The organism is bacterium, from assembly GCA_023382385.1.
Taxonomy (GTDB): Bacteria; Electryoneota; RPQS01; order RPQS01; family RPQS01; genus JABWCQ01.
In genome coordinates this window covers 16,738-31,295 of sequence record JAHDVH010000003.1, presented here as the reverse complement: position 1 = coordinate 31,295, position 14,558 = coordinate 16,738, and the positions used below count along the sequence as shown (strand labels likewise).

The 14,558-nt window shown below is 55.0% G+C and carries 14 protein-coding genes; 12 read left to right on the top strand and 2 right to left on the bottom strand.

Annotated elements, in window-relative coordinates; all coding sequences use genetic code 11:
* Positions 1–363 precede the first annotated feature (363 nt).
* Complete coding sequence (locus KJZ99_08405) at positions 364–1,335, top strand: hypothetical protein (protein ID MCL4305922.1); 972 nt, start codon at positions 364–366, stop codon at positions 1,333–1,335.
* Positions 1,336–1,368: 33 nt separating this feature from the next.
* On the top strand, positions 1,369–2,226 hold the full coding sequence (locus KJZ99_08400) for a sigma 54-interacting transcriptional regulator (protein MCL4305921.1): 858 nt from the start codon (positions 1,369–1,371) through the stop codon (positions 2,224–2,226).
* A 74-nt stretch (positions 2,227–2,300) separates the two neighbouring features.
* On the opposite strand, the gene KJZ99_08395 is transcribed toward KJZ99_08400, so the two are convergent.
* Together KJZ99_08395 and KJZ99_08390 are read right to left on the bottom strand one after the other, a co-directional pair.
* On the bottom strand, positions 2,301–3,323 hold the full coding sequence (locus KJZ99_08395; GenBank protein MCL4305920.1) for a glycosyltransferase family 9 protein: 1,023 nt from the start codon (positions 3,321–3,323) through the stop codon (positions 2,301–2,303).
* Positions 3,296–4,189: a lysophospholipid acyltransferase family protein gene (locus tag KJZ99_08390; protein ID MCL4305919.1), complete on the bottom strand. Its 894-nt coding sequence runs from the start codon at positions 4,187–4,189 to the stop codon at positions 3,296–3,298. The genes KJZ99_08395 and KJZ99_08390 overlap by 28 nt, the downstream gene beginning before the upstream one ends.
* A gap of 103 nt (positions 4,190–4,292) precedes the next feature.
* Between KJZ99_08390 and rsmB the strand changes: the two genes are divergently transcribed.
* Genes rsmB through miaA form a run of 10 tightly spaced genes read left to right on the top strand, consistent with a single transcriptional unit; the run spans position 4,293 to position 14,543 of the window.
* The gene (rsmB, locus tag KJZ99_08385; protein ID MCL4305918.1) at positions 4,293–5,642 is read left to right on the top strand and encodes a 16S rRNA (cytosine(967)-C(5))-methyltransferase RsmB; all 1,350 of its coding nucleotides are present in this window, start codon (positions 4,293–4,295) and stop codon (positions 5,640–5,642) included.
* Positions 5,643–5,644: 2 nt separating this feature from the next.
* Positions 5,645–6,451 carry a PASTA domain-containing protein gene (locus tag KJZ99_08380; protein MCL4305917.1) on the top strand — a complete coding sequence of 269 codons (807 nt, stop codon included), beginning with the start codon at positions 5,645–5,647 and terminating at the stop codon, positions 6,449–6,451.
* A gap of 23 nt (positions 6,452–6,474) precedes the next feature.
* The gene (rpe, locus tag KJZ99_08375) at positions 6,475–7,122 is read left to right on the top strand and encodes a ribulose-phosphate 3-epimerase (GenBank protein MCL4305916.1); all 648 of its coding nucleotides are present in this window, start codon (positions 6,475–6,477) and stop codon (positions 7,120–7,122) included.
* Positions 7,116–7,742 (top strand): MBL fold metallo-hydrolase, encoded by a 627-nt coding sequence (locus KJZ99_08370; protein MCL4305915.1) that lies wholly within the window; start codon positions 7,116–7,118, stop codon positions 7,740–7,742. The genes rpe and KJZ99_08370 overlap by 7 nt, the downstream gene beginning before the upstream one ends.
* Positions 7,708–8,664: a tyrosine recombinase XerD gene (locus KJZ99_08365; protein MCL4305914.1), complete on the top strand. Its 957-nt coding sequence runs from the start codon at positions 7,708–7,710 to the stop codon at positions 8,662–8,664. Before KJZ99_08370 ends, KJZ99_08365 begins: the two co-directional genes overlap by 35 nt.
* A gap of 37 nt (positions 8,665–8,701) precedes the next feature.
* Positions 8,702–10,141 (top strand): D-alanyl-D-alanine carboxypeptidase/D-alanyl-D-alanine-endopeptidase, encoded by a 1,440-nt coding sequence (gene dacB / locus KJZ99_08360; protein MCL4305913.1) that lies wholly within the window; start codon positions 8,702–8,704, stop codon positions 10,139–10,141.
* 6 nt (positions 10,142–10,147) lie between these two features.
* Positions 10,148–11,197, top strand: coding sequence for a glutamate formimidoyltransferase (gene ftcD / locus KJZ99_08355; GenBank protein MCL4305912.1), 1,050 nt, complete (start codon positions 10,148–10,150; stop codon positions 11,195–11,197).
* A gap of 2 nt (positions 11,198–11,199) precedes the next feature.
* Complete coding sequence (locus KJZ99_08350) at positions 11,200–11,853, top strand: cyclodeaminase/cyclohydrolase family protein (protein MCL4305911.1); 654 nt, start codon at positions 11,200–11,202, stop codon at positions 11,851–11,853.
* Complete coding sequence (mutL, locus tag KJZ99_08345; protein MCL4305910.1) at positions 11,846–13,585, top strand: DNA mismatch repair endonuclease MutL; 1,740 nt, start codon at positions 11,846–11,848, stop codon at positions 13,583–13,585. The genes KJZ99_08350 and mutL overlap by 8 nt, the downstream gene beginning before the upstream one ends.
* Positions 13,569–14,543: a tRNA (adenosine(37)-N6)-dimethylallyltransferase MiaA gene (gene miaA / locus KJZ99_08340; protein MCL4305909.1), complete on the top strand. Its 975-nt coding sequence runs from the start codon at positions 13,569–13,571 to the stop codon at positions 14,541–14,543. The genes mutL and miaA overlap by 17 nt, the downstream gene beginning before the upstream one ends.
* The last annotated feature ends 15 nt before the right edge of the window (positions 14,544–14,558 follow it).

The window sequence follows — 14,558 nt, the reverse complement described above, 5'->3', positions numbered from 1 at the left end:
ACAGGTAGCCATAGGATTTGTATTTTGGGCCAACGATACAGGTGGGTACGATAAATTCATGAGGAACATGAAATGAAGAAACTTCTCACAGCAGTTCTCCTCGTAGCTGTATTCGCTGTCGCGAGCCACGCTGCCTTGAGCCCTGTTTTACCCCCCCAACCAAAGAAGGGTATTGAAGCCCTGAGCCCGGTTCTGCCTCCGCAGCCAAAGAAGGGCATCGAAGCTTTGAGCCCAGTGTTACCGCCGCAGCCGAAAAAGGGTCTTGACGCCCTGAGTCCGGTTTTGCCGCCGCAGCCGAAGAAGTAGACATACTCCGTCGCGCTTTTGCGGCCATTGGCTTACGGATTGCACATCCGAAGTCCAATGGCCGCTTTTTTTTTCTATAGCGTCTTCACGCTGTCTTTGGTGGCAGCGACACTTTTCAGCCCAGCGACGCCGGAGTGGATGTGGAATTCCAGCATTCTCGGCAACTTCGCGCTGTTGGCGCTATCCTCACTCCTCGGGTTCCTCGCCTATCGGCAAGAGGAACACTACCGAGGAGTTTTCTTTTACATCTGGCTCTATTTTGCCCTCAACGCACTGACCTTGCCCGCCTATGTTCTGGTGTATTGGCTTGGGTTGGAATATGCCGACATCGTGGCCTACGTTTCGATCAGCCTGATCGGGGTGCATGTGGTGATAGCGTGGTCCATTACCAGTATCACAGTGGCTTATCTCTCGCGGCCGCGCCGCCGGATCGTGCATTCTGCGATAGCAGGGCTGGCGCTTTTCACGATAGCCGCATGGTTGTATTCCCCCTATATTTGGGACCCACTACGAGTGCTGGTTCAGGACACCGCCGGGAATCTATCGGCAAACTATTCAAGAATAAATACTTCATCGACGGTTCTGAATATCTACAGTCTGCTGATGTTGCTGGCATTCTATGTGCATAAGTATCGAACGGACCGTCCCATTGGTGCATTTGCCGATTCGCTCTTGTTTTGCTGGGGATTAGCGCTGAGCATAGACACGGCAGAGTTACTGCTGCCCACTCAAGAGCCGGTATTCTTGTTGATTTCGCAATGGGTGATCCTCTTCGCAAATTTGGGAATGGCCGTCAGTCTGGCCCTGAGAATCAAGTTCAAGTCACAAACCATAGCTGATTATTATGAGTCCCAATGCCTATCTGATGACCCTGCTATTGATCGGAGGATTGGCAGGTTTGACCGCCTTATTTTACGGACTTTTTTTGATACGGAAAAGGTTGGGGAGAAGGTATTCCTTGGGACAGGCTCATCCCAAATGAGAGTGCGCCGGACGCCGAGTCCGGTCACGCGGCGGATGGGGCAATAACATGATGACTTCGACAGAATCGAGGATGATGACATGAAGATCAAAAACTGGATGGAAAGCCGCTACACAATTGGCACGTTGGTCGCCAGAAGTGCGGCCATGCGCCGGCTGACAGAACAGGCCGAGCGCGTCGTGCAGAAACCGACTCCAGTGCTGATCGTGGGCGAGGCAGGCACAGGTAAGCGGCTTCTGGCGCGTGCGATTCACAACAGCTCGGAGAGAGCCAATCTTCCGTTCGTTCACATGCCTGTGGAGCGGTTAACGCCGGAATCCATGGAGCAGTTGCTGGTCGGATCTCTGCGGGGCGAAATCGGAGTCTTCGAACGTGCACAAGGCGGCACACTGCTATTCGGGAACATCGAAGACTTGAGTCTTGTCGCGCAAGAGCGGCTCGCGAATGCCTTCGCAAGCGGAGCAATCAGAACCGCTAAGGGTGAAACACTCAAATTGAATATGCGGATCATGTGCACGGCGAACAGCCGGGAGATGGCTGCGAAGCTGTCAATCGGCATGTTCTCAGAGGAGCTATATCAGTCCATATCCTCCGACGTGCTGAGCATGCCAAGTCTGGCCGAGCGCAACGCAGATATTCCATATCTCGTGCAGGACATTCTGCAGAACTTCGCCGAGCGGGAGCGTGTCAGCCGTCCTTCTGTGCCCTATCACTACATGGAGCTGCTGACGCGGGTCGAGTGGCCGGAGAATGCGCGGCAATTGCGGAATCACGTCGAAAGCGTGATGGCGCTGTCTGAAGGACGCTTTGACCCGGCCGTGCTACTGGCGCACTTTGACGAAATCGAATCGCCGCAGACGCTCAAGGGGCTGGTCAAGGATCTGCTGCAGAAACTGCTTCCTGCACCGCAGGCGGCATCTGCTACAGCTGTGCAGTAGCGGATTGCCATACTCACAAAGCAGAGCGCCGAAGTGAATGCTTCGGCACTCTTGTTTTTTTGGTTGACTGCAACTCAGACCAAATGCGAAAGCACCCGCTCCACGTCTATCCGGCTCATACACCACGGCGCGCCGTGAGTCCAACGGCAGATGGCCTCGCCGTGTCCGGTGCGCGGCAGGCAGCACGGGACACCGGCCGATAGCGCCATGTGCGGCGGATGAAACGTATAATTGACTTGAGTGGAGCCGTAGAGCACAATGGTCTTGGGGCAGCGCGCGGCCAGAGCGAGAAAAGAGACGCCTGTATCGTTCCCGACTGTGGCGTGGCACGCAGAGAGTAGGGCGGCACACTCTCGCAGTGAAGTCTGCACAACCCTCACGCTCCCTGAGCGCACGGACTCAAATTCTGCGCGCATACCCGCCTCACGCGGACCCAGAAAGACCAATACGGAACGTCCCGAACGGGAGTCAATCCAGCGCTCCGCAAGAGTCTTGAAGTTCTCGACGGGCCACTGCTTAGTGTGGCGTGCCGACCCGGGAACCAAGGCCAGCCGCTCGTGCTCTGCGATGTGCCATTCGGCTAACGCTCGCGAAGCAGACTGCAATTCTTCTTCCGTCATGCCGACGCGCAGCGGAGGCACCTCGCGAACGTCTGTCAGGGCACGCAACAAGTCAAGGCGTCGTTCCACATGGTCGGGCTTGACAGCCAAATCATTCTTCACGACATGCGAGAATGCGCGCGCTGCTCCAAAGCCTTCGTACCCAACGCGCACGGGAATCTCAAGCTTAGAGCAGAGGATGCGCGAGCGAGTCGAAGGATGCGCACACAAACATACGTCGAAAGTCTGTTCGTTCAGTTGGCCTGCAAGTTTGTTGATTCCTGCGGCGCCACGTTCCGTCCCGTGCTTGTCGTAAATCCAGACGCGCTCCAGATCAGGGTGGTGCATCACGATTTCCTGCGCACGCGGAGCGGTCACGAAGTGAATCACAGACTTTGGCCAACTGGCGCGCACGGCCCCGATTAAAGAGGTCGTGAACAACACGTCGCCCAGCCACGCCGTGTCAATGATCAGGACGCGGGAGGGTGCGTTTTCCATCGTTTGTGCATCCAAAACCACTGTTCAGGTGTTTCTCGAATAGCCGTCTCCAGCTCTTGCGTAAGCAGGGCCATAACTTGAGTCTGGTCGGAATCATCAGGAACATTCACTGTTTTCAGTCTGCAGCAGTAACGCTCTCGTGAGATTCTCCGGGAGGACATGAAGATCAGCGGAGCACCGGTGCGCTGGTGAAAGATCGCGGGTCCCCGTGGTGTTGAACTAAGTTTGCCAAAGAACGGCACAAACACGCCATCCTCGTGCGCATCCTGATCAATCAGGATAGCGACCAGCCGATTCCGTTTTAAGGCCGACAGAACGCCTTTAAGGGCATCTCTGCGCGGAATAATCTCCACTCCGCATTTAGATCGAACATTGTTCAACCATGCCTCAACCAGTTTGTTCCTTTGCGTGGTCACGACGAATGAAACCGGATACCCCAAACGCCCGCACATGGCTCCCACAATTTCCCAATTCCCAAGATGACCCGAAACAACTAATCCGCCCTTGCCTCCTGCGACGGCGCGATCCAGCTCTTCCAGCCCGTCAAAGAAGAGCCACTTTCCGAGATCATCTCGAGTCAGGCTGGGCAGAGCCGCGAGGCTCGTGGCCACACAGCCGAAATGTTCAAAGCAATGGCGCGACACAGCTCGCACGCCCTTTGGAGGCAAAGTCAGGAACGCAGTCAGTAAATTCTGCGCCACGACTGCTCTGCGAATACCGAGGTAGTACGCCACTTTCCCCAGGAGCACCCCGAATCCGCCCCTGAGCTGCCTTGGCAAAATCCCAAGTACGGTGACGAGTCCACGCAGGGCAAAATACTGGACTCGGTGGGAGAGTTTGGGAGGCTTGGAACCAATCGGTGGCATAGTGGAGTCTAAATAACGTAAAATCCATCGAGATGTCAACACGCTGATTTCATCAGCCTTGCGTTTCTGTCACAGAATTGCTTAATTTCACAAGGATTCACGAATGCCCACGGGGACAACGGCATCCACAGCGCGGGTTGTTGCGGCCGACGCGCTGGTAGAACTGGAAAAGACTGAAGAATATGCAGACGAAGTGCTGTCTAAGCACCTCGGCTCTTCACAGTTGCGTGGCAGCGACCGCGCTTTGGCCGCAGACCTCTACTGGGGCACCATTCGCTGGCGAGGACGGCTGGACAGCATCCTGACGCCCGTGTTTCATGGTGACTACCGTCGTGCCGATCCGGTTGCCCGGATTCTCCTGAGAATGGGGGCCTATCAGCTGTACGGTCAGGACCGGATACCTGACCATGCGGCCGTCAGCCAAACAGTTGAGCTTGCCATTCAGAGATTGGGCAAGAAGGCGGGGGGGCTGACCAATGCGATTTTGCGACGGCTGGCAAGGGAGCGAGAGCGCTGGACGACACCTCCCGACGGAGCCGACGATCTGGCGCGTATGTCTTTCCTCTACTCAACGCCTCGCTGGATTGTCAGGGAATTAGTCGAGCGGTTCGGTCTGGAAGAGGCTGAACGCGCGCTGGATGTGGCTAACCATCGTCCGCCAATCACAGTCTTTCTAATGAACTTGGACGGGGCGGAGGACTTTGAAAGGGAACTTGACGAACACGAGGTGAAGTGGGAACATTCGCCGTTTCTGGACGGATACTACCGACTGCACGCTCCGTCGTTCCCGCTGGTTCAGGGTTGGCTGGACGAAGGCAAAGTTTCGGTTCAGGATGAGAGTGCGGGTCTGGCTGCGGCTCTGCTTGATCCCGCGCCCGGCGAGAAAGTTCTCGATCTTTGTGCCGCGCCGGGAGGCAAAACGTTGGCGATTTGGCGAAAAATGCGAGGTCAGGGAAGCCTGACTGCGGTGGACGTTGACAGTCACAGACTCCAGCGTTTGCAAGAAAATCTTGTTCGAGTCGGCGCGACAGAGGTGCAGGTGATTCAGGCGGACGCGACGACGTTCGCGGGTGAGCAGTATGACCGGGTCATCGCGGACGTCCCTTGTTCAGCCACCGGTTTGCTTCGGAAACAGCCCGACCTTCGCTGGCGCCGCAAGAGCCATCACATTGGCCTCCAGCACGCCTTACAGCATGAAATCCTGGATCATGCGGCAGAACTGGTCAAGCCCGGCGGAGTATTAGTCTACTCGACGTGCAGCATCCTGCCTTCGGAAAATGTCGAGATTGTCCAAGCATTTTTGAAGACGCATCCCGATTTTCTGCGTGAAGATGCACGCGGGTTCCTAACCGAGTCCGTAGTCGGCGGACATGGTGACCTCGAGACATTTACTCACATACACGAAACCGACGGAGCCTTTGCGACACGACTGCGTCGCATGTCGCAGCATTAAGTATGCCTACCGCCTCGCAGCCGGGGAGCAAGTGGCGCATCCTCGGCGCAAGCACCTTACTGGTTTTTTTGTTGTTACTCTTTGCGGGCATGGTGACGGACTGGCTCATCATGCCCCTTTACACTCGTCATGGCAGCGAAAGGCCTGTTCCAAAACTTGAGGGCATGACGATTGGTGAAGCGCGCGGAACTGCGGAGCAAGGGGGGTTCCGAGTCGAAGTTGAACCCGCGAAAATCGGTGGGAATGTGCCCGAAGGCACTGTGCTTGAACAACGGCCGCTTCCGGGCGCTTTTGCAAAACCCGGCAGGACAATTCACATCGTCCCGTCACGTTCTGGGAGCATAAATGCCATTCCGGACCTAACTGGTCTTGATCAACGGGATGCAGAAATCGAATGCCGCAATTTAGGCTTGCTGATATCGCCTTCAGGGATTAGCTACGATTTTTCAGCAATCGTCCCGAAGGGCGGGATAGTCAAACAGCGGCCAGAACCCGGCACGCCCGTGCGCGGAGTTGAGGCGGTGCAGTTGGTTGTCTCCCTTGGGCCGCGTCCGCAGACGATTGTGGTCCCAACTCTGGTGGATTTGTCTCTGCATGAGGCACGTCAGGCGTTGCTCGAATCAGGGTTACGGCTGGGCAAAGTTACGCGCAAGAACACGAATGTGTTTACGGCGGGTACTGTGATCGCGCAGAGCATCGTGTCCGGCACCGAGGTGGAACAAATGACAGAAGTTGAATTGATTGTCGCAGTTCCTCAGAGTGGACCCGACAATTCAAATGAAAGTACTGCAAATCCGGAAGCGAACTAATGCCTTTGCAGCCAAAGTATCAAATTCACATTGCGCCGTCCTTGCTGTCTGCGGACTTCCTGAATCTCGAGGACGAAGTTCGAAAGTGTGAATCAGAACAGGTGACGGTTCTGCACTGCGATGTGATGGACGGTCATTTCGTCCCGAATCTCACCTTTGGCCCCCCGATCATTTCGCAAATCAGAACTTGCACCAAGCTCGAGCTTGACGTGCACCTGATGATCGAAAAGCCGGAACACTCCATTGAAGCCTATGCGAAGGCGGGTGCCGACGCCATCACTGTCCACTCTGAGGTCAGTCCTCATCTGCACCGTACTCTGACACGCATTCGCGAGCTCGGTTGCCGTGCGGGAGTTGCGGTGAACCCGTCGACTCCGGTGAGCTCGATAGAACACGTGCTCGACATTGCTGACATCGTGCTTGTCATGAGTGTGAATCCCGGATTTGGTGGACAGACGTTTCTTCCCTTGGCGCTGGAGAAGTTGGCGACTTTACGGCTCTGGCAGCAAACAAAGGGTGACTTCATGATCTCGGTGGACGGTGGCGTTGATCCGCTGACCGCGCCGTCAGTTGTTGAGGCCGGTGCCGAACGGTTGGTTGCCGGCAGCGCTCTGTTTCGAGGGGATTTCAGGAAGAACGTATTTGACTTGCGTAAGGCGGCGGGATGTTGAGGGTCGAAAGCCGCGCGGTCGGGCCGTATCAGATGAATACGATCATCGCGTGGTGCGAGAGAACAAAGGATGCCATTTGGTTTGATCCCGGAGCGGAGACCGAAAGCCTTCTGCGGTGGATTCAGAATCAGGGGTTGCGAATTACACGAATCGTAAACACTCACGGGCATGTGGACCATATCGCCGAAAACTCCGTCGCAAAGGCGGCACTTAATGTGCCGCTATGCATTCACCCACTGGACCGCGCTAAGTTGACGAATCCGGAGTTGAATCTATCGGTTTGGACGGGTCTTCCGGTGATCTCGCCTGACGCCGACGAAGTGCTCGACGAAGGGATGAGCTTGGTTTGCGGGGACGTTACATTTCAACTGTTCCATGTGCCCGGGCATTCACCGGGATCACTGGCCTTTTACTCCGAAGGTTCGCTCATTGGCGGAGACGTCCTGTTCTTAGAGTCTATTGGCCGCACGGACTTTCCGGACTCCGACGAGCGAGCCCTCCATCGCGCAATCAGAGAGAAGATCTACACTCTTCCCGAGGAAACAGTCATCTATCCAGGTCACGGAGATACCACGACCGTCGGACATGAAAAGCTCCACAATCCGTTTGTCAGAGGTTGATCCAACGGAACTCCAGTTGATTGAGGACTGGTTGCGCGCGCGCCGGTACGAGCGCCAGCTGTCTTCCAACACAATTTCCGCGTACAGATACGACCTGTCAAGTCTTGCGGTTGTCCTATCTGAATCTGGCGTGAAGCTATTGCAGGCCGATCGGGAAGAACTGACTTCTGCGTTTGACGCGCTGACAGGAAACGATTCTCCGCGAAGTGTAAATCGGCGATTGGCATCTGTACGGAATTTCTATAAATGGTGCGTGCGCGAACACAGGATAGAGCGCAGTCCGGCGGAGGAACTGAAAGGCATTGTCACCCGTCGTCCCCTGCCCAAGCTGGCGTCCGTTGAGGTTATTGAGTCTCTGTTGTCCGCGACAGACGGCGACGCACCGGAAGCGTTGCGAAACCGTGCTCTTATCGAAGTGGCATACTCATGCGGTCTGCGGGTTTCCGAGCTGAGTGGACTCAGAGTGACGCAGGTCAGCTTCGCAGAGAGTGTCGTTCGTATTCGCGGAAAGGGCGGCAAAGAGCGAATTGTTCCATTTGGCAAGCGCGCTGCTTCAGCACTTCGGGACTATCTAACTCGCGGTCGTCCATTCATCTGCGGCAAATCAGATACCGGCAAGCCGGTAGCTCTGCCTGAGAAGTCGGGGGATTTCGTTTTCTTGACCAAGCGTGGGCTGCCAATGACACGCTTTGGTTGCGCGGCGGTGCTCAAGCGACTGTGCGCGATCGCGGGGTATGCCGGCAAATTGACCCCTCATACGCTGCGACATAGTTTTGCAACACATCTTTTGGAAGGCGGCGCCGACTTGCGCGTCGTGCAGGAACTTCTTGGCCACTCCTCAATATCCACTACTGAAATCTACACTCACCTCGACCGCGACTACCTTACCGAAGTCGTTCGCACCTTTCACCCGCGAGGATAAATTTCTGAGTCTGCTTCGTCTCGCCCGGCTCCTTGCGATGGCTCTTCTTGTTCTGGTTCAACTTCTCGCATCAACTTTGAGTGCGGGAGAGACTTCGCGGTCGGTTGACTCACTGCTTGCTCTTGAACCGCTGCGCGGCTCGTCCTGGAGCATCCTCTTTGTTGACATGGACTCTAAACGGGAACTTGTCAGCACTGATGCGGACCGGTTGTTGATTCCGGCTTCTGTGACGAAACTTTGGACGACTGCTGCAGGACTCGAGGCGTTTGGTGCAGACCATCGATTCAAGACTAAAGTGCTTGCACAGGGACAAATTGACCCGCAGGGCGGATTGAATGGGAATCTTCTTGTCGATTGTGCGGGGGATGCATCTTTTCAAGTTAAGGCGCGCAAGGATCTTGGTCAAGCCGCTCTGAACAAGTTGGCAAGCGAACTGCAGAGCAAGGGGTTGAAGAGAGTAAACGGGGATCTCATCATCTATACGGCAAATTACCAGCACACGTGCGGCAACGCCGTCTGGGAGATGGGCGACCTGCGCGAAGGGTTCGCCCCCGCAATTGATGCTGTGGGGTTCAACAGTAACGTCTGCCATGTTAAAATCGAGCCGGGGAAGGCAGTTGGAGATACCGCGATGGTCACGCTGGAGCCTCCATTCGCCCAAATAGAGATCATCAACGACGTGAGTACTGCAACGGCTGGGGAGGAGAGCTGGATTGAATACAACATCACTCCCTGCCGCGATGAACTGGAAATCTCGGGCGTGATGGCGCGTGGTGACAAGCCGCAATACTTGTGGTTTCCGATTCAGAATCCTGCGCACTACTTTGGACTGGCCTTGCGCGATGCGCTGGCGCGGAAAGGTATTGAAGTCAGCGGCCAAATTCTCGTCAGGCGCGAACCCGTTCCCTCAAATGGAATTCAATTGATTGAATGGCTTTCTCCGCCCCTCTCGGAGATTGTGGCGATGATTAACAAGGATAGTGACAACTATCTTGCTGAGTATCTGCTATCCGCAATCGGATCCGTAAAGCGCGGACAGGGATCACCGGAAGCCGGTTTACGTTATGTCATGGATGTCGCGCGAAATGGCAACATCCATCGCGACCAATTGTCGCTTCAGGACGGATCAGGGCTGTCCCGCCAGAACCTGATGTCGGCGCAAGCAGTCGTGGCACTTTTGATAAGAATGGCCGCTTCATCTCAGGGAACTGTTTTTGAAGCCTCACTTGCACAATCAGGCGTGGACGGAACACTGAGTGGACGGCTGTCAGAACCTGTGCTGTTCGGCAGAGTCCGGGCAAAGACGGGAACGATGACAAATGTCTCGGCACTCGCGGGCTACATCGGGCTTGACAACGGTAAGGAACTGGCTTTCGCGATGATCTGCAACAACTATCGCTGCTCACGACACTATGTTAGAACTACTCAGGACAATATTATTCGTGCGGTATTTCGTGCCGCTAATGCGGGAACGTGAGGGTAAATGAGCCGTACTCCAATCGTTGAATGTGTGCCGAACATTTCCGAAGGTCGTGATCGCGCGAAAATCGATCGAATCGTTAGCGTGATCCCCGCAGTTCGAGGAGTGAAGCTACTGGACGTAGATCCGAACGGAGATTACAATCGATGTGTGATCACCTTCGCTGGCGAACCTCAAGCATGCGTTGAGGCGACATTTCGACTGACAGCAGCTGCTGCAGAGGAAATTGATATGACCGTCCACCATGGCGAGCATCCGAGAAGTGGCGCTGTGGATGTTGCGCCTTTCGTTCCGGTGCGGGACATTACTATGGCAGATTGCGCAGAATTGTCACGTCAATTAGGCAAACGGGTCGGAGATGAGCTCGGGATACCCGTATACCTTTATGAGGCGGCTGCGACGCGACCAGATCGCAGCAATCTTGCGAAGATTCGCAAAGGTGAATACGAAGCTCTCGCGGAAAAGATGGTAAGCCCAGAATGGATTCCGGACTTCGGGCCACACAAGTTTGTCCCCAAGTTCGGCTGTTTGATAACAGGAGCTCGTTTCTTTCTGGTGGCTTACAATGTCAATCTTCGCACGAAAGATGTTGATCTCGCGCACGACATTGCATTGCATATTCGACAGCTCGGTTGGCCGCTCAAGGACAAGTCTGGTGCGACCGTGCTGAATTCGCTCGGCAAAGCCGTGCATCACCCAGGCCCGTTGCAGAACTGCAAGGCGATGGGAGTCTATCTGGAAGAGGACGAATTTTGTCAAGTCTCTATCAATCTGACGAATTACTTAATCACATCACCGCACATTGCGTACGAGCAGACCAAGTATGAGAGTGCAGAGAGGCAGGTCGAGGTGTTCGGTTCCGAAGTTGTCGGGCTAATACCGCTCGAAGCGCTGCTGCTTGCTGCTGAGTACTACATTTGGCGGGATGGTCTGCCGCGACCCAAATCGGAGTTAGAGGCGGCCGCACTGGCAGAACAACGGTTGGGACTCTCTTCCTTTAGGCCATTTGATTTGAAGAAGAAAGTGATTGAATACGCGATATCGGAGTCTTAGAAATGTCAAATATGAAGGATATGCCCTCCAAACTGATCTACCAACCCGTCGCCGGGTTCGTTGAGCAAATCGCCGCAAAATCCCCTGCTCCCGGTGGTGGCAGTGCTGCTGCACTTTCCGGGGCAATCGGTGCAGGTCTTCTGGTTATGGTGTGTGAGTTTACGATAGGAAAAAAGGGTTTTGAATCAGTTACCGAGGTACTCACTTCGACCAAAACCCGCATTGACGCGTTGCGCCACTTATTAACGAGGCAGGTGGACTTGGACACCTGGGCCTTTAATCGATTTCGTGTGGCAAATCGATTGCCGGAAACGACCACAGAAGAGAAGGAATTCAAGGCGCGCGAGATTGCAGAATCCACTATGGCGACGATAGAAGTTCCTCGCCAGACGATGCAGCAATGTCTCGCAGCGCTTAGCGATGCAAGCATAGTCATCCAAAATGGCAATCCTAACACCTTGTCCGATGCAGCAACCGGTGCCGAAATGTTGGTCGCCGGGCTTGAGGGTGCCGCAAACAATGTTCTCATCAACTTGCTTGAAAGAGAGGATGACGAGGCTGCCAAACTTCGTATTGAAGTCCGTGAAGCGCGGAGCGCATCGCGGAAAATACTGGACGAACTGCGAACTTTCGTCTCTACAAAACTACGTGGCTAAGATTCGCATACTCCCCGAGCAGTTGGTCAATCAAATTGCCGCGGGCGAAGTGATTGAACGTCCAGCTTCTGTCTTGCGGGAGCTGATAGACAACGCGCTTGACGCAGATGCTCGAAAGATCGACATCGACATTGAGGGGTCCGGGCGTGAGCTGATTGCCGTGCGTGATGACGGTGTAGGCATGTCAAGAGACGATATGCTGCTGTCACTGGAGCGTCACGCAACATCAAAACTTGAGGCAGGTTCCAGCATCTTCGCAATCTCGACGCTGGGCTTTCGCGGAGAAGCGCTGCCAAGCATTGCGTCAGTCTGTGAATTTGAGATAATTTCATACGACGGAGTCTCTTCCGCTGCACACCGTATACATGTTGTTGGTGGTGATATTGCAAGAGAGGAGGCAACGTCAGCGCCACGTGGAACATTGGTTCGCGTGCGTTCGCTGTTCTTCAATACTCCCGCACGGGCAAAGTTCCTGAAAGCTGATGCGACAGAGCTGTCACACTGCATTCGGACGCTGAGAACCTACGCGCTGGCCTACCCTGAGGTGTCCTGGTCATTTCGCCATGGGGAATCCTTGCAGTTCGTGTGGCCTGCGGGTGAGTTTGACGTGCGAGCACGTGATGTATTCGGTTCCGCTATTGATGGTAAACTGCTGCCTGTTGATCACCAGTTGCGGAGTGTGCGGGTGCGGGGCGCATTGGGCAATCGAGAGCTTAATCGCCGCGGTCGCGGCGATCAGTTTCTTTATGTGAATCGGCGGCCATTTCAAAGCACGTCTGTAGCGGGTGTAATTAAAGGCGCGCTGCGCGATTGGATTGACGAGGGCGAATGGCCGTTCTACGTGCTGTTTATCGAGCTTGACCCTTCCGTTGTGGACGTCAATGTTCATCCGGCAAAACGTGAAGTTCGTTTTTCCGATGAGCGGCTGGTGAACGCTGCGGTTTTTGAGGCACTGCGAGAAGCGTTGAAGGGACAGCAAAGTGCACTAACCGAGATAAGAGACTTCACAACGCAGCATAAGCCAAGTCCTTCGACCGCGACCATTTTTGGAACAGATTTGGGTGGTCCGGTGTTTACTCCGTCACACTCTGCGGCAAGATCTTCAGGTGAAGAGCAGAACGTCGCGGCGTCGAGATCTCAGGAGCAGCCATCGACTATTCGCCTTCGCCCGCAAATCTACCAGGTTCACGCAAAATATCTTATCGCTCCAATCCGTTCCGGGCTTGCCATCATCGATCAACACGCTGCGCACGAGCGAGTGCTCTATGAGCGCGCTTTACGAAGTTTTGATCAGCGCGCCTTTGCTTCGCAGCAGCTCTTGTTTCCCCTCCTACTCGAACTCAGTCCGGAAGAGGATGCGACTTTTCAGGAAATAAAAACAGAACTTGGAGCATTCGGTTTCGTCGTACGCGACTTCGGACCGCGGGCCTACAGCATTGAGGCCGTGCCGGCAGGTTTGAGGCACGCGTCCGAAGCATCCATGCTTCGTGAGACGATCTCCGAGTATGAGGAGTTTCGTCGTGCACGCCTCGGCCCACGCGAGTCACTTGCTGCGGGCTTCGCGTGCAAAGCCGCGATTCGCACGGGTGATGAACTCAGGGTTGAGGAGATGACTGCATTGGTCGATGAGCTGTTCAGCACTCAGCAGCCATCCAGCTGCCCGCATGGTCGCCCGACGTTTATCGAGGTAAAACTCAGCGAGTTGGATCATCGATTTGGCAGAACAGGCTGAGCAGAAACCGGCGGTATTGATTCTTGCGGGCACGACCGCGTCCGGCAAGACGGATGTAAGCATACCCTTGTCACAGTTGCTCAACGCCGAGATACTCAGCGCGGACTCGCGTCAAGTGTATCGTGAACTGCGCATCGGCACGGCGCCCCCGACGTCCGCGCAGCTCGAGGCGGTTCCACATCATTTCATTGCATCTCGGTCATTGCGAGACCGGTGGACGGCGGGCGACTTTGCGCGTGAGGCGCGGAAGATCATCGACGGTAATGCAGCAAGAGGAATCATCTCCGTGGTGGTCGGCGGTTCAATGCTCTATTTGCGAGCTTTGAAGGATGGACTCTATGACAGCGATGTTGAGCCGACGATAGATTATGATTCGCTTCGCGCAGAGTGGGAGAAGCGAGGGCGGGAAGCGATGATGGAGGAATTGCGCGGCATTGATCCTGATTTCGCGGCAAGCACGCAGGCGTCTGATCATCACAGGATTCTTCGTGCAATTGGACTATGGCGCGCGACCGGCCAGACAATCAGTGTCTTGCGCAAGGCGTCCTCCAAGCCGCTGACCGTGCCCTATCGACTTTACTTTCTCCATGGCAATCGAGAAGTCACTTATCAACGGGTGAATCGTCGCGTTGATGACATGCTCGCGTCAGGCCTTGTTGAAGAAGTAAGAGCGTTGCTGCAGCAGGGATTTGACGAGTCCAACTGCAACGCGTTGCGGACGCACGGATACCAGGAAGTGTTACCCTACCTGCGCGGCGAATACGGTTTCGAGGACATGCGTGACAAGATTCAGAAAGCCGTCAGGCACTATGTGAAACGTCAGCTGACTTGGTTCAGGCGCGAGTCACAAGCCGTGTGGGTTGAGAGAGCCTTCGATGAACCACCTGAAGAAATCGCTCGAAGAATTTACGACGATTTTGCAGGAAGAGTGAAGATTTCCAATGAGAAGACCCGCTGAAATTCAGCGGGTCTT